The organism is Halorubrum sp. SD626R (assembly GCF_001261915.1).
In the GTDB taxonomy this organism is placed as follows: domain Archaea; phylum Halobacteriota; class Halobacteria; order Halobacteriales; family Haloferacaceae; genus Halorubrum.
The window spans coordinates 47,530-66,914 of sequence record NZ_CVRT01000052.1 but is presented as its reverse complement, the minus strand read 5'-3'; the positions used below and the strand labels follow the sequence as shown (position 1 = coordinate 66,914).

The 19,385-nt window shown below is 70.1% G+C and carries 22 protein-coding genes and 1 pseudogene; 12 read left to right on the top strand and 11 right to left on the bottom strand.

Annotation, left to right across the window (positions count from 1 at the left end):
• From SD626R_RS04890 to SD626R_RS04870, 4 genes and pseudogenes are all read left to right on the top strand, one after another.
• Positions 1 to 386: pseudogene (locus SD626R_RS04890) on the top strand (imidazoleglycerol-phosphate dehydratase); the annotation flags it as partial.
• Between the two features lie 72 nt (positions 387 to 458).
• A complete protein-coding gene (locus tag SD626R_RS04885) occupies positions 459 to 2,927 on the top strand; it encodes an ATP-dependent DNA helicase (protein ID WP_092564310.1) in 2,469 nt (822 codons plus the stop codon).
• Complete coding sequence (gene cgi121 / locus SD626R_RS04880; RefSeq protein WP_092564307.1) at positions 2,924 to 3,526, top strand: KEOPS complex subunit Cgi121; 603 nt, start codon at positions 2,924 to 2,926, stop codon at positions 3,524 to 3,526. The genes SD626R_RS04885 and cgi121 overlap by 4 nt, the downstream gene beginning before the upstream one ends.
• Positions 3,527 to 3,952: 426 nt before the next feature.
• Positions 3,953 to 4,564 carry an IMP cyclohydrolase gene (locus SD626R_RS04870; RefSeq protein ID WP_092564304.1) on the top strand — a complete coding sequence of 204 codons (612 nt, stop codon included), beginning with the start codon at positions 3,953 to 3,955 and terminating at the stop codon, positions 4,562 to 4,564.
• A gap of 2 nt (positions 4,565 to 4,566) precedes the next feature.
• Here the strand turns inward: SD626R_RS04870 and SD626R_RS04865 are convergent, their stop codons facing one another.
• From SD626R_RS04865 to SD626R_RS04850, 4 genes are all read right to left on the bottom strand, one after another.
• Positions 4,567 to 4,944: a helix-turn-helix domain-containing protein gene (locus SD626R_RS04865; RefSeq protein WP_092564301.1), complete on the bottom strand. Its 378-nt coding sequence runs from the start codon at positions 4,942 to 4,944 to the stop codon at positions 4,567 to 4,569.
• A 114-nt stretch (positions 4,945 to 5,058) separates the two neighbouring features.
• Positions 5,059 to 5,301 (bottom strand): DUF8001 family protein, encoded by a 243-nt coding sequence (locus SD626R_RS04860; protein WP_092564297.1) that lies wholly within the window; start codon positions 5,299 to 5,301, stop codon positions 5,059 to 5,061.
• 50 nt (positions 5,302 to 5,351) lie between these two features.
• On the bottom strand, positions 5,352 to 6,038 hold the full coding sequence (locus SD626R_RS04855; protein ID WP_092564294.1) for a DUF5828 family protein: 687 nt from the start codon (positions 6,036 to 6,038) through the stop codon (positions 5,352 to 5,354).
• 87 nt (positions 6,039 to 6,125) lie between these two features.
• A complete protein-coding gene (locus SD626R_RS04850) occupies positions 6,126 to 6,359 on the bottom strand; it encodes a DUF8007 family protein (RefSeq protein WP_092564291.1) in 234 nt (77 codons plus the stop codon).
• A 125-nt stretch (positions 6,360 to 6,484) separates the two neighbouring features.
• On the opposite strand from SD626R_RS04850, the gene SD626R_RS04845 reads away from it, so the two are divergent.
• On the top strand, positions 6,485 to 6,865 hold the full coding sequence (locus tag SD626R_RS04845) for a cupin domain-containing protein (protein ID WP_092564288.1): 381 nt from the start codon (positions 6,485 to 6,487) through the stop codon (positions 6,863 to 6,865).
• Entirely contained in the window at positions 6,858 to 7,490 is a 633-nt protein-coding gene (locus tag SD626R_RS04840; RefSeq protein WP_092564285.1) for a DUF8052 family protein, read from the top strand. The genes SD626R_RS04845 and SD626R_RS04840 overlap by 8 nt, the downstream gene beginning before the upstream one ends.
• Positions 7,491 to 7,541: 51 nt before the next feature.
• On the opposite strand, the gene SD626R_RS04835 is transcribed toward SD626R_RS04840, so the two are convergent.
• From SD626R_RS04835 to SD626R_RS04820, 4 genes are all read right to left on the bottom strand, one after another.
• Positions 7,542 to 9,395 (bottom strand): carbon starvation CstA family protein, encoded by a 1,854-nt coding sequence (locus SD626R_RS04835; RefSeq protein WP_092564282.1) that lies wholly within the window; start codon positions 9,393 to 9,395, stop codon positions 7,542 to 7,544.
• 204 nt (positions 9,396 to 9,599) lie between these two features.
• The gene (locus tag SD626R_RS04830; RefSeq protein ID WP_092564280.1) at positions 9,600 to 10,577 is read right to left on the bottom strand and encodes an ArsA family ATPase; all 978 of its coding nucleotides are present in this window, start codon (positions 10,575 to 10,577) and stop codon (positions 9,600 to 9,602) included.
• Entirely contained in the window at positions 10,577 to 10,873 is a 297-nt protein-coding gene (locus SD626R_RS04825; protein WP_092564277.1) for a DUF7990 family protein, read from the bottom strand. The genes SD626R_RS04830 and SD626R_RS04825 overlap by 1 nt, the downstream gene beginning before the upstream one ends.
• Positions 10,874 to 11,034: 161 nt before the next feature.
• On the bottom strand, positions 11,035 to 11,250 hold the full coding sequence (locus SD626R_RS04820; RefSeq protein WP_092564272.1) for a hypothetical protein: 216 nt from the start codon (positions 11,248 to 11,250) through the stop codon (positions 11,035 to 11,037).
• A 184-nt stretch (positions 11,251 to 11,434) separates the two neighbouring features.
• Between SD626R_RS04820 and SD626R_RS04815 the strand changes: the two genes are divergently transcribed.
• On the top strand, positions 11,435 to 12,697 hold the full coding sequence (locus SD626R_RS04815) for a CobW family GTP-binding protein (protein WP_092564269.1): 1,263 nt from the start codon (positions 11,435 to 11,437) through the stop codon (positions 12,695 to 12,697).
• A 36-nt stretch (positions 12,698 to 12,733) separates the two neighbouring features.
• Here SD626R_RS04815 and SD626R_RS04810 read toward each other — a convergent pair whose 3' ends face one another.
• Both SD626R_RS04810 and SD626R_RS04805 read right to left on the bottom strand, forming a co-directional pair.
• Positions 12,734 to 12,973 (bottom strand): hypothetical protein, encoded by a 240-nt coding sequence (locus tag SD626R_RS04810; protein WP_092564266.1) that lies wholly within the window; start codon positions 12,971 to 12,973, stop codon positions 12,734 to 12,736.
• 97 nt (positions 12,974 to 13,070) lie between these two features.
• Positions 13,071 to 13,397: a hypothetical protein gene (locus SD626R_RS04805; protein ID WP_092564263.1), complete on the bottom strand. Its 327-nt coding sequence runs from the start codon at positions 13,395 to 13,397 to the stop codon at positions 13,071 to 13,073.
• 59 nt (positions 13,398 to 13,456) lie between these two features.
• On the opposite strand from SD626R_RS04805, the gene SD626R_RS04800 reads away from it, so the two are divergent.
• The 4 genes from SD626R_RS04800 (at position 13,457) to thrC (ending at position 16,156) form a co-directional block, all read left to right on the top strand.
• Positions 13,457 to 13,672 (top strand): DUF8107 family protein, encoded by a 216-nt coding sequence (locus SD626R_RS04800; RefSeq protein WP_092564260.1) that lies wholly within the window; start codon positions 13,457 to 13,459, stop codon positions 13,670 to 13,672.
• A 108-nt stretch (positions 13,673 to 13,780) separates the two neighbouring features.
• On the top strand, positions 13,781 to 14,455 hold the full coding sequence (gene upp, locus SD626R_RS04795; protein WP_092564257.1) for a uracil phosphoribosyltransferase: 675 nt from the start codon (positions 13,781 to 13,783) through the stop codon (positions 14,453 to 14,455).
• 77 nt (positions 14,456 to 14,532) lie between these two features.
• On the top strand, positions 14,533 to 14,748 hold the full coding sequence (locus SD626R_RS04790; protein ID WP_092564254.1) for a DUF7569 family protein: 216 nt from the start codon (positions 14,533 to 14,535) through the stop codon (positions 14,746 to 14,748).
• 124 nt (positions 14,749 to 14,872) lie between these two features.
• Positions 14,873 to 16,156, top strand: coding sequence for a threonine synthase (thrC, locus tag SD626R_RS04785; protein WP_092564251.1), 1,284 nt, complete (start codon positions 14,873 to 14,875; stop codon positions 16,154 to 16,156).
• 53 nt (positions 16,157 to 16,209) lie between these two features.
• On the opposite strand, the gene serA is transcribed toward thrC, so the two are convergent.
• Positions 16,210 to 17,814 carry a phosphoglycerate dehydrogenase gene (serA, locus tag SD626R_RS04780; protein ID WP_092564248.1) on the bottom strand — a complete coding sequence of 535 codons (1,605 nt, stop codon included), beginning with the start codon at positions 17,812 to 17,814 and terminating at the stop codon, positions 16,210 to 16,212.
• Between the two features lie 222 nt (positions 17,815 to 18,036).
• Between serA and SD626R_RS04775 the strand changes: the two genes are divergently transcribed.
• Positions 18,037 to 19,305, top strand: a complete 1,269-nt coding sequence (locus SD626R_RS04775) for a hemolysin family protein (protein ID WP_092564245.1) — start codon at positions 18,037 to 18,039, stop codon at positions 19,303 to 19,305.
• Positions 19,306 to 19,385: the final 80 nt, after the last annotated feature.

Here is a 19,385-nt window from a genome sequence, read left to right as displayed (position 1 = left end):
TCGAGGACGTGGCGATCTGTCTCGGCGAGGCGTTCGACGAGGCGCTCGGCGACAAGCGCGGCATCCGGCGGTACGCCGACCGACGGGTCCCCCTCGACGAGGCGGTCGCGAGCGTCGTCGTCGACGTCGCCGGGCGCCCGTACTACGAGTTCTCGGGCGAGTTCTCTCAGGAGTCGGTCGGCGAGTTCACCAGCGTGATGGCCGACCACTTCGCGCTGTCGCTCGCGCAAAACGCCGGGCTGACGCTCCACGCCGCGGTGGAGCGCGGCGACAACGCCCACCACGAGGTCGAGGCGCTGTTCAAGTCGATCGCGCGGGCGCTCGACGATGCGACGCGGCTCGACGAGCGCCGCAGCGACACGCCGAGCACGAAGGGCGAACTGTAGTCGAATAGCGGCCGCAACCGATCACCGCCTCGTTCCGACGGTTTAAATCGGGTCGGGACCCACGCTCCACCAATGCAACCGAGTTCGCTCTCCGGGCTCCCCGCGGGCGTCGGCGAGGCGCTCGAAGCGGAGGGCGTCGCCGAGCTGTACCCGCCGCAGGCGGCCGCCGTCGAGGCCGGCGTCGTCGACGGCGAGAGCCTCGTCGCCGCGGTGCCGACGGCCTCCGGGAAGACCCTGATCGCCGAGCTCGCCATGCTGTCCGCGATCGAGCGCGGCGGGAAGGCGCTGTACATCGTCCCGCTGCGCGCGCTCGCCAGCGAGAAGAAGACCGAGTTCGAGCGGTGGGAGGACCACGGCGTCACCGTCGGCGTCTCCACCGGCAACTACGAGTCGGACGGCGAGTGGCTCGCCACCCGAGATATCGTCGTCGCCACCTCTGAGAAGGTCGACTCGCTGATCCGCAACGGCGCGCCGTGGATCGACGACCTCACCTGCGTCGTGAGCGACGAGGTCCACCTCGTCGACGACCCGAACCGCGGCCCCACCCTCGAGGTGACCCTCGCGAAGCTCCGGAAGGTGAACCCCGGGCTCCAGACGGTCGCGCTCTCGGCGACCGTCGGCAACGCCGACGTCATCGCCGACTGGCTCGACGCCGGACTCGTCGAGTCCGACTGGCGCCCCATCGACCTCCGGATGGGCGTCCACTTCGGCAACGCGATCGACTTCGCCGACGGGAGCAAGCGGGAGGTGCCCGTCGAGCGCGGCGAGGACCAGACCGCCCGGCTCGTCGCGGACGCGCTCGACACCGAGGAGGACGGGCAGGGCGGCTCCTCGCTCGTCTTCGTCAACTCCCGGCGCAACGCCGAGTCGTCGGCCCGGAAGCTGGCCGACGTCACCGGGTCGCGGCTCACCGACGACGAGCGCGACCGCCTCCGCGATCTCGCCGAGGAGATCCGCGGCGTCTCCGACACGGACACCTCCGAGGACCTCGCCGACGCGGTCGCGGAGGGGTCGGCGTTCCACCACGCCGGGCTCGCGAGCGAGCACCGGTCGCTCGTCGAGGACGCGTTCCGCGACCGCCTCATCAAGTGCATCTCCGCGACGCCCACCCTGGCCGCCGGCGTCAACACCCCCGCCCGCCGGGTGATCGTCCGCGACTGGCGCCGCTACGACGGGGAGTTCGGGGGGATGAAACCCCTCGACGTGCTGGAGGTCCACCAGATGTGCGGCCGCGCGGGCCGGCCCGGCCTCGACCCGTACGGCGAGGCCGTGCTGCTCGCCAACGACGCGGACACGAAGGAGGAGCTGTTCGAGCGGTACCTCTGGGCCGACCCCGAGCCGGTCCGCTCGAAGCTCGCCGCCGAGCCCGCGCTCCGGACCCACGTGCTCGCCACCATCGCCTCCGGCTTCGCCTCGACGCGCGACGGCCTCCTCTCGTTCCTCGACAACACTCTCTACGCCGCACAGACCGACGACGAGGGGCGGCTCGCGGCCGTCACCGACACCGTCCTCGACTACCTCGCGGTCAACGACTTTGTCGAGCGCGACAGTGAGGGCGGGAGCGAGAGCCTGACCGCGACCGGCATCGGCCACACCGTCTCGCGGCTCTACCTCGATCCGATGAGCGCCGCGGAGATGCTCGACGGGCTGCGGTCGGTGGGGGACGAGGGGACCGCCGCCGTCACCGGCGCGGGAGGCGACGGCGACGGCGGAGAGTTCGTCAGGACGGCCGATGGCGACGAGGACGGCGACGAGCCCGGGTTCGGGACGTACACGCGGGCCGGGGAGAACGGCGAGGAGAGCGAAGCGGCGGACCCCGAGAGCGACGCCGACACCGCGGCACCCGAGGTCACCCCGCTCGGGCTCTACCACCTCGTCAGCCGCACCCCCGACATGTACGAGCTCTACCTGAAGTCGGGGGACCGCGAGGAGTACACCGAGCTCTGCTACGAGCGCGAGGGCGAGTTCCTCGGCGACGTGCCCTCCGAGTACGAGGACGTGCGCTTCGAGGACTGGCTCGCGTCGCTGAAGACGGCCCGCCTCCTAGAGGACTGGGCGAACGAGGTCGACGAGGACCGCATCACGGAGCGGTACGGAGTCGGTCCGGGCGACATCCGCGGGAAGGTCGACACCGCCGAGTGGCTCCTGCGGGCGGCCGAGACCCTCGCGCGCGACGTGGAGGGCGTCGACGGCGACGTCGTCGTCGCCGTCCGCGAGGCGAGAAAGCGGATCGAGTACGGCGTCCGCGAGGAGCTCCTGGATCTGGCCGGCGTCCGCAACGTCGGCCGCAAGCGCGCCCGCCGGCTGTTCGAGGCCGGGATAGAGACGCGCGCCGACCTCCGCGAGGCCGACAAGGCGGTCGTGCTCGGCGCGCTCCGCGGCCGCGAGCGCACCGCCGAGCGCATCCTCGAACACGCCGGCCGCGAGGACCCGTCGATGGGCGACGTGCGGCCGGACAAGTCGGCCTCGGCGGCGGCGACCGCCGGGGCTGGGAGCGACGAGAGCGGCGACGGACAGGCGAGCCTGGGTGACTTCGAGTGAGCGACGACGGCTCAGGGGACGGCGGGAACGGAGTCGATGGCGACGGTCCCCCGGACCCGCCGACGCCGCCGCACCGCCTCGTCCGCGGGACCGTCGCCATCGACGACCTCGACGCCTTCCTCGCCCGGCTCGACGAGATCGGCGCCGACACCGGTGCGGTCGTCCAGGCGTTCGACGCCGACCTCGTCGTCTCCGACGCCCACCTCGGCGTCGCGACCCGCCTCGCCGCGCGGGCGATCGCCCGCGGCGAGGCCGTGGCGCGCGACCCGGGCGTCGAGGTCATGCTGTACGCGGCCGGCCGGCGGCAGATCGATCGGGCGCTGGCGATGGGCGTCTCCGAGGGCGACCAGCCCGCGGTCGTGCTCGTCACCGACCTCGGTGAAGTGCCCGACGCGGGTCGGCCCGGCGCGGACCTCGACGCGGCCGAGCGCGCGGTCGCGGGACTGACGACCGGCGACGCTGACGGCGCCGCCACCGCCTTCGACGCGGACCGAGTGAGGGAGTTCTACGACGTCTCCGATCGCGAACTCGCGGCGACCGCGGGCGACCTGGCCGACGTCGTCCGCGAGCGCGTCGCGCTGCTGGACGTCGAGAAGTGATCGAGGAGGCGGAAGAGCGAGCCGTCGACCCCTTTATTTCTACTGGAAACCGCACTACATGGACGGGTTTTCATTCCAGGCGAAGCGAGCGGTCGAACCGAACGAGTCGATCCGCGCGAAACGAACCCGTCGTGGAAACGGCGCGGACCGCTCCCTCTGGGGGGACGCGGACGAACCGCGAGAATAGTCCATCCTGGATTCGAACCAGGGTCGAAGCCCCCAGAAGGCTTCAGGATTGGCCACTACCCCAATGGACTGTGCGCAACCAACGGTAGCCAGTGCGTGTTTGTAAGCGTTGCGCGTCGCCCGCCCTCTGTCACGCGTTCACAGACGGTGGCGGAGCACGACGGGCCGACTCCGCCGGATCCGATCGACGAACGTGCGTATATCGATGCGCTTTACTCGCCCGAATAACCACGAAGCTGTATGTACGTCGGACGATTCGTCGTCGTCGCCCCCGGAATCGGCGCCTACCGCGTCTCCTCGCGTTCGTTCCCGGACCGACGGGTGCTCGACCGCGACGGGACCCTCACGGTGGGCCCGACGCCGGACGCGCCCGAGACGGAAAACCCGTACGTCTCGTACAACTGCGCGCGAGCGGTCAGAACCCCCGCGGACGAGCCGCTCGCGGTCGTCGGCAACGGCTCGCACGTCGACCCGATCGCGGAGAAGCTGGAGTTCGGCTACCCGGCGCGCGACGCGCTCGCGACCCCGCTGCTCGCGCTCGACTTCGAGAAGGACGACTACGACACGCCGCGGATCGCCGGCGTCGTGGGGGCGGAGACGGCGACGATCGGCGTCGTCCGCCGCGACGCGCTCCTCGTCGAGGCCGTCGACGAGCCGACGATCGTCGCCACCTACGAGACCGACAGCCCCGAGCCGTACCCGCTCGCGGCGGCCGCGGCCGACGCGCCGGACGCGGGAGAGGCCGCGAGCGAGGTCCTCGACGCCGACTTCGAGCATCCCGTCTGCGCCGCGGGCGCGACCGTCGACGGCGACGGGGTGACGCTGGCGTTCGACAACGGGGACGACGGGTAGCCCTACTCCCGGTCGTCCGGGTCGAACGCGTCGATCGCCTCGTGAACGCCCTCGACCCACTCGTCGAGCGCGTCGTGGAGTCGTTCCTTCGCCTCCGGGACCGGGATCGCGGTGTACTGATAGACGTACCCGCCCGAGTCGAGCAGCCGGCGGCGGCGCTCGACGAGCCCCTTGTCCCGCAGCGTCGACAGCGAGCGGTTCACGTTCGACCGGTCCCGGTCGAGGATCTCGGCGAGCTCGGCGACGGTGCTCCCCGGGTGATCGAGCAGCGTCAGGTACGTGCGGCTCTCGTGGTCCTGGACGCCGAACACGCAGGAGAGCACGTGCTCGAACGAGGGAGAGACGTCGCCGACGAGGTCCTCGATCTCGGGGTCGCTCATAGGCGCCGTTCGACTGCGGTCGGATTAAAAGTCGTCATCGGCGGCGAGCAGGGGCGGACAGAGGTGGGGGCGGCCGTCGCGGGCGTCGGGAGTGGGGTGGTCGCGAGCGGGCGGTCAGCCGTCGGGGTCGGCGTACCCCATCCGGTCGATACAGCCGCGCATCTCCGACTCCTCGGCGTGGCGGTGGAGGTTGGTCGGGGTGTCGCAGTGATACGTCTCCCCGTCGTAGCGAAGCACGACCTCGTGGCGGCCGCCGGCGAGTTCGACGTCGACGAGGATCCGCCGGCCGTCGTTGAGCGCGTCGATGATCTCGTCGGCCGACAGCTCGCCGGCCTCGACCCGGAGTACCTCGCTCATACGCTCCCTTCGTGAGTCGCCGAATTAAAACCGTGCGTGTCGCGCCGGGATCAGGTCATCGTCGAGTCCGGGCCGCCCTCCGTCTCCGGAGGCTCGACGCCCTCGGCGGCGGCGACGTCGTCCGTTCGCTTCTCGGTCTCGACGTGCCAGCGGTCGATCTCGGACTCGTACTCGTCGAGGATCTCGCTCACCTCGGCCTTCAGCTCGTCGTCGTTGACGTTCACCTCGAACTCGAACGTCTCGCCGTCCTCGCCGCGACCCACCTCCTGGATGTTGGCGCTGACGAGCTCGTTGTCGAAGTAGTACGGGGCCATCTGGGTCATCACCTTGCGGTACACCGTGTCCTCGACCTTCCGGAGCGCCTTGCGGCTCGCCGAGTCGGCCGCGCGGGCGACGTGGCCGATCGACTCGCCCCAGCTCTCCATCGCGCTCTCCGTGTCGTTCTCCTCGACCTTCTCGTAGGACTCCGTGAGCTTCTCGCCGGCCGTCTGGAGGTCGTCGCCCGGCGTCTTGCCGGCCTGTTCGCCCTCGCCCTCGCCGACGGACGCCTGCTCGGCGGTCTTCGCCGACACGTCTTCGTCGATGCGCTCGTGGGACTTCGGGCGCCAGTCGTCGAACTCGTAGAAGGCGTCGCCGTCGGCGCCCGTCTCTCGGAGCGCCAGAGCGATCCGCTCGCCGTGTTCGACGACGTCTCCCCAGTCCCCGCGCAGTTTGAAGCCGGAGATGCTCTCTTCCATCGCGTGGACCCCCGTAGGAAACGAACGCGTATAAGTCTCTCCGACCGGACGTGAGCGCGAGCGTCGGTTACCAACGGCGGTTCGGGCTCACTTCCCGTACGAGATCCGACGCCCGAGCTCGTCGACGCGGTCTTTGAGGTCGCTGAGGAATCCCCCCGGCGAGATCTGCCGGAACGACGACTCGTCGACCTCGATGCGCTCGCCCGCAAACGGGTCGTGATCGGTGCGCTCCTCCGGGTCCTTGTCGCCGTTCACCGCGCCCACGACGGTCGACATCGAACACCGGCCGCACGCCTCCGCCTGAATCTCGTCGTCGGACATGGGTATCTCTACCGAACGATCGTGGTCGACGAACTTAAAACCCGTCGCTGGCGTCGCTGCATGGCCTTCTCGGTCGGCGACGCCGGCCCGACGGCCTTTTCAATCGCTCCGTGGAATTGATTCGCATGGGATACCGCGTCGTCGACACGGACTCGGTGGAGCCGAAGCCCGACCGCCCCTGCGAGTGCCGGAAGCTCTCCGAGCCGGGCGGGCTCGACGCCGCCGCGATCAACCGGTTCCGCGCCGAGCCGGGCGAGCAGCTCCCGCTCGCGTACCACTACCACGAGACCCAACAGGAGGCGTTCTACGTGCTCGACGGGACGCTTTCGGTGGAGACACCGGAGGGGACGTACGAGGTGCCCGCGGACGACCTGTTCGTCGTCGACCCCGAGAGCCCGCAGCGCGCGTACAACCCGGCCGACGCCGACGGCCCCGTGACCGTGCTGGCGATCGGCGCGCCGCCGGCCGACGACGACGCGGTCGCGTACGACCCGGACGATGAGTGACGCGGCCGGCGGCGGAGGCGACGACCGCCGCGATCCCGAGGAGCTGCCGGCCGAGATCCGCGAGGCGGTCCCGGACTACGACGACGAGTACCTCGATCGGGTCTCCGACCGGCTGATGTACAGCTACGACCTCGACGCCGACGTCGTCGTCGACGGGGAGCGGTTCGACCTGACCGCCGAGATGCGGATGCGCAACCAGAAGCAGTTCCTCCACCCCGCCCTGAGCTACGCGGATCACGACGTGATGGAGTACCTGTTCGCCCGGCGCGTCGCGGGTCCGACGGTCGGCGAGTTAGAGCGGCTCGTGGAGTTCGCCCACGGCGTCGCCGACGAGCGCGTCGACGGGAACGAGCAGCACTACGGGACCGATATCACGATCGTGCTCGTCGCCGACCGGATCTCGGAGCCGGTCGCCGAGTTCGTCGAGGGGTTCCGGGACCGGACGCTGCTGAAGTTCGGCTACTACGGCCACTACGAGGTGAACCTCGTCGTCGTCGCGCCCGACGAGGAGCGGCTCGTCGCCAGCGAGGCCGCGAGCAGCGCCGAGGCGCTCCGGTTATGGGAGCCGGTCGAGAAGCCGGACGACGGGATCTTCTCCAAGTTCGCGAAGCGGTTCTGGCGCTGATCGGACGCGAAAACGGTTTAAAAGGCGAAACGGTGTCGCGCGGCGGCGCCGTCAGTCGTCGCTCGGTTCGGCCGCGGGCGCGTCGCCGCTCCGTACCGACCGGAGGTTACCGACCCCGATCCGGACGAGCGACAGCGCGATGTAGATCAGCGCCAGTCCGAGGAGCATCTGCGCCGCGGACGACAGCTGCGCGCCGAGCGTGCCGGCGCCGCCCTGGATGAGGTTGACGTAGAGGTTGTTGTACAGCGCAACCCACGACAGCCCGAGCACGGTGATCGTCACCATGATCGCCATCGGGACGCCGGTGGAGACGAGCTGCTTGGACTCGTCCCAGTTGGCGAGCCACACGGTCGCCGTCAGCAGCGCGAGCGCCGCGAGCAGCTGGTTCGCGCCGCCGAATAGGCCCCACAGCGTCTGCCACTGCCCGGAGATGATGAGCACGTACGCGATACCGATCTGGATGAGCGGGTTCGTGTACCGACCGCGGGCGGCCGCACCGATGCCGCCGGAGAGCCCGGAGACGGTCATCCCGTCGTCCATGCCGACGATCTCCTCCATCATGTACCGACCCAGGCGCACGGCGGTGTCGGTGGAGGTGAGCAGGAAGCTCACCAAGACGAGCGCCATGAAGACGCTCCCGATGGTCTCCGGGATCCCGAAGCTGGTGAGGATGATCCCGCCGCCGGTCGCGAAGTTCGGGAGCGCGCCGCCGATACCGCCGCCGGCGGCGTCACCGGCGAAGCCGGCGACCGCGAGCGTCGACAGCGCGAGGGCGCCGAGCAGCCCCTCGCCGAGCATCCCGCCGTAGCCGATCAGGCGGGCGTCGCTCTCCTTGTTGAGCTGCTTCGAGGTCGTTCCCGAGGAGACGAGCGAGTGGAACCCGCTGATCGTCCCGCAGGCGATGGTAATGAACAGCAGCGGGAACAGCGGGAACAACCCCGCGGCCTCGATGCCCCAGAACCCCTCGAAGACGCCGATCGAGGAGTCGATGACGAGCGGCTGGCTCGACGTGGCGAAGATGGTGCCGACGATGATCGCCAGCACGCCCCCGCCAACCCCGCTGTACAGCAGGAACGACGAGAGGTAGTCGCGCGGCTGGAGCAGCACCCACACCGGGAGCGCGCTCGCGATGCCGGCGTACACCATCACGATCGGGATCCAGGCGGCGGTGTTCCCGCCGAGCGCCGCCGCGCCGGGAACCCAACTACCCGTGCTCCCGCTGAACAGCACGAACGTCCCCGGGTCGTGACTCCCCTCGGCGAGCGCGAACAGCGCGAACGGGTACTGGATGCCGACCCAGATGCCGGCGAAGACGCCGGCGACGAACAGGATCGTCCCCGGGACGAACGGACCGTTGAGCTGGTAGAGGTACACCCCGAAGGCGAGCGCGAGCGCCACGTACACCGTACTCGCGGTGGTCACCTCCGGGAACGCGTTGAACACGATCCCGACGACTAAGGCGAACACCGCGACGACGAGGATGATCGTGAGGAACGCGAACCACAGCAGGAGGTTCTTCCCCCGTTCACCGACGTACTGGCCCACGATGTACCCGATCGAGCGCCCCTCGTGGCGGATCGAGCTCGACAGCGAGATGAAGTCGTGGACCGCGCCCATCAGCGGGTTCCCGATCGCGATCCACAGCATCGCCGGGACCCATCCCCAGATGGCCCCCGCGGTGATCGGGCCGACGATCGGCGCGCCGCCCGCGATACTCGAGAAGTGATGCCCCAGTAGTACCGGCTTCTTCGACGGTACGTACTCCTGTCCGTCCTCGTACTTGTGCGCCGGCGTCTCGCGCTCGTCGTCGAGTTCGACGAACCGCGAGAGGTACCGCGAGTACCCCATATAGCCGACGGTGAACGTTCCGAGAACAGCGACCATTATCCATATTACGTTTGTCATGAGTTCCCCTGCCTCGTGAATTCGGTTCGGAAAGAGCGTATTAAATATTGGCTTCGACCGTGATAGTTACGCGGCGGAACCGAGCGAATCGTCTGACTGAGAGCCGCACGGGTATTACTTTCTCCGATTTGAAACTTGATTTCGCGCTTCGGTAGGCGGTTCTTACTCGCGCGCGGTCGCCTCGACCGCTCGCGCGCTTTCGCCCTACTCGCGCGCGCCGACGGGGTGGCCCGTCTCGACGTCGAGCGCGGCCGCGACCTCCGAGAGCACGTCGCCCCGCACCTCTCGCGTCCGTGACTCGATCTCGGCGACCAGCGGCGGGTCGAACTCCTCGCGGACCTGATCGAGTCGCTCGCGCTCGGTCGCGACCTTGTCGCGGAGGTAGGTGGCTCCGCGGCCCTCCTCGTCGTCGTCCGGCGACGGGGTGAGCTTGTTCGCGACGAGCCCGCGGACCCGCAGGTCCCGCTCGGTGAAGCCCTCGATCGCCCGGCCCGTCTCGTTGACCGAGAGCTGGTCGGGGTTCAACACGAGGAAGAAGGCGGCGTCGTTCCGCATCGTGTCGCCGGCGAACTCGAAGAACTCCTTGCGGCGCTGGAGGCGTTCGAGGACGGGGTCGCCGTCCATCAGGCGCCGCGGCTCCATGTCGCCGATCGCGGCCTTCTCGAACAGGTCGATCGACTGCTTGCGCTTGTAGAGGAGCCGGTCGATCCAGTCGCCGAGGAATTCCGGGAGCCCGAGCAGCCGCAGCGTCGACCCGGTCGGCGCGGTGTCGAAGACGACCCGGTCGTACGGCTCGCTCTCCTCGCGCATCACGTCGACGAACGCGTCGAAGAGGGCGGACTCGTACGCGCCCGGCGTGCCGTGCGACATCTCCAGCTGCCGGTTGATCTCGGAGACCATCGCCGCCGACACCTGCTCCGAGAGCCCCTCGCGGATCTCCTGGAGGTGGCGCTGCATCTCGTCTTCGGGGTCGATCTCCATCGCGTCGAGCCCCTTGACGCCGTCGACCGACTCGGGGTCGTCGCCGAACCGCTGGTCGAACACGTCGGACACGGAGTGCGCGGGGTCGGTCGAGACGACGAGCGTCCGCAGCCCGGCGTTCGCGCAGCGGTAGGCGTAGGCGCACGAGACGGTGGTCTTGCCGACCCCGCCCTTCCCGCCGAAGAAGACGAACTGCTCCATCAGAAGTGGTACTGCTGACCCTTCCGTTCCATGAGGCTCTCGCGGTCCCACAGCCGCCGCTCCCACGCCTCGAACTCGTCTTCGAGATAGGGGAGCAGCTCGGCGGTGTAGTACGAGACCGGCGAGGGGATACCGAACGCGTCCGGGAAGCACGCGAGCATGAACTCGTCTTCCACGTCCTCGGCCTCCTTCTCGATCTTCTCGTAGGCCGGGTGCGTGAACATGCCGTGATACAGGCCGCGGAGCCACTCTTCGAGCGCGGCTCGGAACGTTTCGATCCGGTCTGCGACTGTCATTATCGGTCGTGACGGTCGGGCCGTGTTAAAAGCTGTCGCGGTCGGGCGTCGGCGGCTCGGCGGCGATTCGTCGTCGGGCGCCGGGAACTCGGCGGCGGTTCCGGGTCGGGCGCCGGGAACTCGGCGGCGGTTCCGGGTCGGGCGCTCGGTCCGACTCGCGGTCAGGCCGAGTTGCCGTCGGCGGTCAGCTCGGCCTGCGGCTCGTCCGAGTCGGCCGCCTCGTCGCCGTCGCCGAGCTCCGGCTGCTCGTCCGCGTCGGGGCTCGGCGTGTGCGCGTCGCCGTCGAGGGCGCCCCAGACGAGGTACAGCATCGAGACGACCATCAGGACGGTCATCGTGATCGCCACGATTCCCACCACCGACACGTACGGGAGCATGGTCGCCGGTGCGCGGGCGCGACGTATCAACGTGTCGGCTTCCGACGAATCGGGGACGCGGCGACCGGCGACACGGGCGGCGTGCGACTCGATACGGGCGGTGCCGGAGAAAATAAAAAAAGCAAGCGACGGGGACGGTTCCGCCGCCGCGACGTTGAAGAGGCCGGCACGCCCACCGAACGTCATGGACGACGATCGGATTCCGGTGACCGTGCTCTCGGGGAGCCTCGGGGCGGGGAAGACGACGCTGTTGAACCACCTCCTGCGGAACGCCGGCGAGCGCGACATCGCGGTGCTCGTCAACGACATGGGCGACGTCAACGTCGACGCCGAGCTGATCGCCGAGGAGTCCGAGGTCGACGTCGAGGGGGTCACGGAGCTGTCGAACGGCTGCATCTGCTGCGAGCTCCAAGACGACTTGGAGACCGCCGTGGTGCGGCTCGCGAACGAGCGCTCCTTCGACAACTTGGTCGTCGAGTCGTCGGGCATCTCCGAGCCCGCGCCGGTCGCGCGGCTGTTCACGACCGAGTCGCGCGCGGCGGCCCGCTACCGGGTCGACGCGCTGGTGACCGTGATCGACGCGCGGCGGTTCCTCGACTCCTTCGCCGGCGACGACGTGCCCGAACGGCGCGTCGACCCGGACGACGAGGAAGCGGACGCGCGCCCGCTCTCCGACCTCCTCGTCGAGCAGGTCGAGGTGTCGAACCTCGTGGTGTGTAACAAGGCCGACCTCTGTACCGACGCGGAGATGGACGAGGCGATCGAGCTCGTGGGCGCGCTCCAGCCCGACGCGGAGACGGTCGTCGCGGAGTTCTCAGCGGTCGACCCCGACCGGATCCTCGACGTCGGGCTGTTCGACGCGAACGAACTCGGCGACCTGCCCGGGTGGAAGCGCGCGCTGGCGAAGGGCGGGGCGCACGGACACGGGGAGGACGACCGCGACGAACACGGCCACCGAGAGGACGGCGACCACGGACACCGCCATCCCGACGAGGTGTACGGCGTCACCTCCTTTACCTACCGCCGCCGGCGACCGTTTCACCCGGACCGGGTCGCCGCCGTCCTGCGCGACCTCCCCCCCGAAGTCGTCCGCTCGAAGGGAACGCTGTGGGTCGCCGGCACCGACCAGCGCCAGCAGGTCGGGCAGGCCGGCGCGTCGGTGCGGGTCACGGCGCTCGGCCCCTGGATCGCCAGCCTCCCCGAGGTCGAGCGCGACATGCTGCGCTCGAACCGCCCGAACCTGGACTGGGACGACGAACACGGCGACCGGCTGACCGAGTACGTCGTCATCGGCACCGGGATCGACGAGGCGGCGATCCGCGAGCGCCTCGACGACGCGCTGGTCACCGACGAGGAGTGGGCGGCCGTCGAGGCGGACGAGAGTGACATCGATGAGCTCCCATTCCCGACCGAGCAGGGCGCGGAGCTAGCGCTCGGGGAGCCGTAGGGAGGAGAGCCGGACGCCGGACCGCGGGAGCCGGTCTCAGCAGGCGCAGCCGGTCCCGCTCGCGCGCTCGAACCGCATCGACTCGCCGCAGTCGGGACAGATCGGGGCGCCGTCGGCGTCGAGGTCGAGCCCCTCGTCGTCGACGTCCACGTCTCGGACGCGCACGCCGCAGTCGTCACACCAGTAGGAGCCCTCGGACCCGTCGTCGCCGGCGTTTCCGGGCGCGCGCTGCGTCGATCCCTCCATCACGTCCGTCACCGTGTCGAATATTCCCATAAATGTTCATGCGAGTTCTATCATCTTATTCCCCCGGTGCTGTGTGAGCGAGACGCACAGCCGTCGCCGACGGCGGAGATGGGGCCGAACCGAGCGGTCACAGCAGCGGAACGGTGAGCGCGACGATCAGGACGCCGAGGCCCATCCCGGCGTACAGCAGCCGCTCGACGCGCGGGGCCGGCGGGAGCGGGCCGGCGTCGAGCGGCGGGGCACAGCGGACGAGCTGCTGGTAGGCGACCGCCGTCGCGGCCGCGAACGCCAGCGTCGACAGCGCCAGCGACGCCGGAAGCGTGAGCCCGTACGAGAGGCCGTAGATCGGGCCGTACGACAGCGCGAAGGTGAACGCGATCCCGACGGTGACGAGGAACGGGACCGGGTCCACCCTGTCGCCGTGGCGGTTGTGAACGTGGACCTCGACGCGCATGAAGGCCCTACGAGCCCCACGGACAAAGAGCTAAGTGCCGGTCTCCCGCGTGGATTCGTATGAGCGAGGAGCCGAAGGGGATCCGCGAGGGCGTCGAGGACTCGAAGGGAGACCCGCGACTGATCCTCCTGTTGAACGCGGTCCTGTCCGCGTGGTTCGGCTGGACCGTCGTCTGGGGGCTCGACCGGCTCGGCGTGACGGCGCTGAACGCGGTGAACGTCGCGACGCTCGCGCTGATCATCTTCGGGGTGACGTACGTCGCGGTGCTGCGGTGAGCCGGTCGGCGGGCGCCGGCCCGGGCGCCGAACCGACGGCCGCGACGAGCGACGCCGAACCGGCGAGGGTCGCCACGTTTTAAGCCGAACGCGGTCCCTCTCCCGGTAATGACGATCGAAGACCGCGACGACGCGCACCTCATCACGCACGCGCTGGCGAAGGACACCCTCTCGCGGCTGCGGGACGTCGAGACCGAGCAGGTCGCCTTCCGGAAGGGGCTCGTGAAGCTCGGCCGCATCTGCGGCTACGAGATCATCGACGGCGCGATGGAGACGGAGTACGTGCCGGTGGAGACCCCCTTAGAGGAGACGACCGGCGAGCGCGTCAGGGGGCTCGACGACGTGGTTATCATCAACGTGTTGCGGGCTGCAACCCCGTTCGTCGAGGGGCTATTGAAGGCGTTCCCGCGCGCGAAGCAGGGCGTTATCTCCGCCGGCCGCGACGAGGAGGCCGGGATGACCGACGGCGAGTTCCCGATCACCATCGACTACGTGAAACTGCCCGAGATCGGCCCCGACGACACCGTCATCGTCGCCGACCCGATGCTCGCGACCGGATCCACGATGTGTGCGGTGCTCGGTCACGTCCTCGACGAGGCCGACGGCTTCGAGGACCTGTTCGTACTCTCCGCGGTCTCCGCGCCCGACGGACTCGTCCGCGTGAGCGAGCAGGTGCCCGAGGCCGACCTGCTGACCGTCGCCATCGACGACCGGCTCGACGACGACGGGTTCATCGTCCCCGGGCTCGGCGACGCCGGCGACCGCGCCTTCCGGACGGTCTGATCCGAGCGTCGGGCCCGAGCGGCGACGGCGACCGGGCGCCGACGTACTTTTAAGAGCCGTCCCCGCGACCGATCGGTATGAGCAACGCGCCGACGACCGAGCCGTGCGACGACTGCGGCGAGCCGACGACGGACGCGCTCTCGCGGACGGTCCGGCTGAGCGTCGACCGGGCGAACATCGACACCCAGCGGCTCTGTCCCGACTGCTTCGCCGACTGGATCCGGCGCTACCAGGACCGGCTCGGGTCGGGCACCGACGAGTCCGACGGGGGCTCCGAGATCATCGTCGACTGAGCCTCGGCACCGCCGGCGTCTCGGCTCTCCGGCCGCGCCCGAACCGGTTCGCCCCGGGTCGCGCGCACGGCAACGTCCGTCCCGACCGCCCGTCTTAAGCCGCGGCGGCACGGACCACGACGTAATGGACCTCGCCATCGACGCCCCGGCCCCGGCGGCGCCCGACTGCGCCGCCGACGGGACGTGGCTCGCCTGTATCGAGTGCGACGAGACGTTCGCCCCCTTCGAGGACGTCCGGTACACCTGCGACGCGTGCGACGGGTTGCTTGAGGTGCGCTACGCCGACCCGCCGACGTTCGACGAGTTCGGGTCCGGGGCGTCCGCCGACGGCCCGGACCGCGGCGTCTGGCGCTACCGCGAGGCGCTCCCGTTCGACCTCGGCGTCACGCTCCCCGAGGGCGACACCCCGCTCCACCGCGTCCCGCGCATCGAGGAGGCGGTGGGCGTCGACGCGCTCCGGATCAAGCACGAGGGGATGAACCCCACCGGCTCGTTCAAGGACCGCGGGATGACCGTCGGCGTCCGGGTCGCGAAGGAGCTCGGCGTCGGCGCGCTCGCGTGCGCCTCCACCGGGAACACATCGGCCGCGCTCGCCGCCTACGGCGGGCGCGGCGACATGCAGACGCTCGTGCTCCTCCCGCAGGGGAAGGTCGCCGCAGGGAAGGTCGCGCAGGCGAGCCTCCACGGCGCCCGGATCTTAGAGGTCGACGGCAACTTCGACGCCTGCCTCGATATCGTCCAGGAGCTGGCCGCACGCGGCGAGGCGTACCTGCTCAACTCCCTGAACCCGTTCCGCTTAGAGGGCCAGAAGACGATCGGCTTCGAGATCTTAGAGGAGTTCTACGCCGACTACGGGGCGTTCCCGGACCGGATCGTCCTCCCCGTCGGCAACGCGGGCAACACCTCGGCGCTGTACAAGGGGTTCCGCGAGCTCGTCCAGGCGGGCGCGCTCGACGTCGACGAGGTCCCCAAGCTCACCGGCGTGCAGGCGGAGGGCGCCGCGCCGATGGTCGAGGCGGTCGAGGAGGGGAACGACGAGATCCGGCGGTGGGAGGAGGTCGAGACGCGCGCGACCGCCATCCGCATCGGCAACCCGGTCAACGCGCCGAAGGCGCTCCCGGGGATCAGGAACACCGGCGGCACCGCCGTCGCCGTCAGCGACTCGATGATCACCGCCGCACAGCGCCACCTCGCCGCCGAGGGCGTCGGCGTCGAGCCCGCCTCCGCGGCGAGCCTCGCCGGCCTGAAGAAGCTCCGGCGCTCGGGCGTCGTCGACGACGACGAGCGCGTCGTCTGCCTGACGACCGGGCACCTCCTGAAGGACCCCGAGGCCGCCTACGAGGCCGGCGGCGACCCCGAGCCCGTCCCGAACGACGTGGACGCGGTGCTCGACCACCTGCACGGGTAACCCGTTTCGGGGGATTGCGCCGTTGGCCGTGATAGAAATGAGCTACCCGACCGTTACTCCGCCTTCCGTTCGTCGGCGTCGTCCAGCGTGATCTCCGTGACCTCGACGATCCGGTCGTCGGCGAGCAGCGAGTCGATCGCGGCGTCGGGGACGTCTTGGTCGAGGTTGTAGACGGTGAGCGCCTCGCCGCCCTGCGTCTCGCGGGCGTTGTACATCCCGGCGATGTTGACGTCGTGGTCGCCGAGGACGGTGCCGATGAGCCCGATGACGCCCGGCTCGTCGGTGTTGCGCGCGACCAGCATGTGGCCGTACGGGACCGCGTCGACGCGGAACCCGTCGATCCGGACGATCCGCGGGTCCTCGCCCGCGAACAGGGTGCCCTCAACCGCGATGGAGTCGTCACCGTTGTGGACGGTGACGCGCACCAGACTCTGGAAGTCGTCGGTCTGGCGGGTCTTCGACTCGGTGACCTCGATGCCGCGCTCCTCTGCGAGCCGCGGCGCGTTCACCGAGTTCACCTGCCACTCCAGCGGCTCGAACACGCCCTTCAGCGCGCTCGCGGTGACGAGGTCGACGTCCTCCTCGGCGATGTCGCCCTCGTACGTCGCCTCCACCTCGGTGATGCGGCCGTCGAGCAGCTGCGCGGCGACCTTCCCGGCGGTCTCCGCCACGGCGATGTACGGCTTGATCCGCGGGAACGCCGTCTCGTCGACGGAGGGCGCGTTGAGCGCGGTGAGGACCGGCTCGTCGTTGAACGCCGCGAGCACGGCCTCCGCGGTGTCGACGGCGACGTTCTCCTGGGCCGCCTCGGTCGACGCCCCGAGGTGCGGCGTCAGGACGATCTCTTCGACGTCGAGCAGCGGCGAGTCCTTCGGGAGCGGCTCCTCGGCGAAGGAGTCGAGCGCGGCGCCCGCGAGGACGCCGTCGTCGACCGCCGCGGCGAGCGCGTCCTCGTCGACGATGCCGCCGCGGGCGCAGTTGATGAGGTAGCCGCCCTCCAGCTGCGCCAGCTCGTCCTCGCCGATCATCCCCTCGGTCTCGGGGAGGAGGGGGGTGTGGACCGTCGCGAAGTCGCCGGCCGCGAGCGCGTCGTGGAGGTCCTCGACGAGCTCGGCACCGAGCCGGTCGGCGCGCTCCTCGGAGATGTACGGGTCGTAGACGACGAGGTCCATCCCGAGCGAGTCGAGCCGCTTGGCGACCTCCTGTCCGACGCGGCCGAGGCCGACGATGGTGAGCGTCTTGTTGTTCACCTCGGTGCCGAGGAACTCGCCTTTGGCCCACTCCCCGCCGAGGAGGCGGCCGTGCGCCTGCGGGATCGAGCGCGCGACGGCGAACGTCATCGCGACCGTGTGCTCGGCGGCGGCCCGGACGTTGCCCTCGGGCGCGTTGGCGACGATGACCCCGTGGTCGGTGGCGGCCTCGATGTCGATGTTGTCGACGCCGATGCCGGCCCGGCCGACGATGACGAGGTCCGGGGCGGCATCGAAGACCGCCTCGGTGACCTCGGTCCCGGAGCGGACGATGAGCGCGTTCGCGTCGCTCACGGCGTCGAGGAGGGCCTCCCCCTCGACCTCGTAGTCCGTTTCGACCTCGTGGCCGGCGTCTCGGAGTCGGTCCAACCCCGCGTCCGCGATGGGGTCGGTGACGAGTACCTTCATGCCCGGATCCACCGGCGGCGCGAGGTTAACGCTTTCCTCATCGCGCCGTTTTGCCGTCCGTGGCGATCCGCGTTCGTGCGCATTCAACCCCTCTGTTTCCGGTGGAAACACCTCGTTCGTGGCTACCCGGATCGCGGTCGACGGCGATCGCGACCCGAGGGGCGCGTCCGTCCGACGCCGCCGCTCCGGTACTCCCTTTGATATCCGGCCGCAGGGGGACGCATGGACATCACGATCGCGTTCGCCGGGGCGGCCGCCATCCTCATGTTGACGGGGATCAGCGCCTTCTTCTCCAGCTCGGAGCTCGCCGTCTTCTCGGTCCCGACGCACCGGATCGACTCGCTGCTCGCCGCCGACGTGCCCGGCGCGCGGGCGCTGTCGGCGCTCCGCGACGACTCGCACCGCTTCCTCGTCACCGCCCTCGTGAGCAACAACGTCGCCAACATCGCGGCCGCCTCGGTCGCGACCGCGGTGTTCGTCCGATTCGGCTTCTCCGGGGGGCAGGCCGCGACCGGGTCGACGCTCGTCACGAGCGTCTTCGTCATCGTCTTCGGCGAGATCGCGCCGAAGTCGTACGCGGTGGCGAACGCCGAGAAGCACGCGCTCCGCGTCTCGCGCCCGGTCGTCACGATCCAGCGAGTCATCCGCCCCGTGCTGTACGTGTTCGAGGCGCTCTCCGGCGTCGTCAACCGGTTCACGGGCGGCGAGTCCGACATCGAGTCGTACCTCACCCGCGAGGAGATCGAGACGCTCGTGCTCTCGGGGCAGGCCGCGGGCGCGCTCGACCCCGAGGAGGGCGCGATGATCCGCGGCGTCCTCGACCTGGAGTCGACGCGCGTCTCCGCGGTGATGATCCCGCGCACCGACATGGTGGCGGTCCCGGACACGGCGACCCCGGCCGACGTGCTCTCGACCGCCGGGCGCGAGGGCGTCACCCGGATGCCCGTCTACGGCGAGAACCGCGACGACGTGGTCGGCGTCGTCGACGTTCGCGACGCGATCCGCGCCGACGCGACCGGCGCCGACCTCGCGAGCGTCCTCAGCGATCCGATCTTCGTCCCAGAGACGAAGCCGCTCGACGAGCTGTTCGCGGAGATGCGCGCGAGCGAGACGCGGATGGTCGTCGTCGTCGACGAACACGGCGCGGTCGTCGGCGTCGCAACGCTGGAGGACCTCTTCGAGGAGGTCGTCGGCGAGCTGGTCGGCCGGTGGGAGACGGACGCCGTCGACGTCGTCGCGCCGGACGCCGCCGTCGTCCGCGGCTGGACGGCGGTGCCGCACCTCAACGAGACGCTCGGCCTCTCGCTCCCCGCCGACGCGGGCGCGAACACCGTCGCGGGACTCGTCGCCCGCCAACTCGGTCGACTCCCCGGCGAGGGCGACCGCGTCGCGGTCGGCGATGTCACGCTCACGGTCACCGGGGCGACCGGGACACGCGTCACCCGCGTCCGGGTCGAACACGCCGACGAGAACGGGTTCGCGTCGGCGTGAGACGCACGGATCGGGTCGTCCGAGGGGCCGAGCCGGCCGCCGATTACACGTAACACAACATACATGTGTCTCCGCCGGAA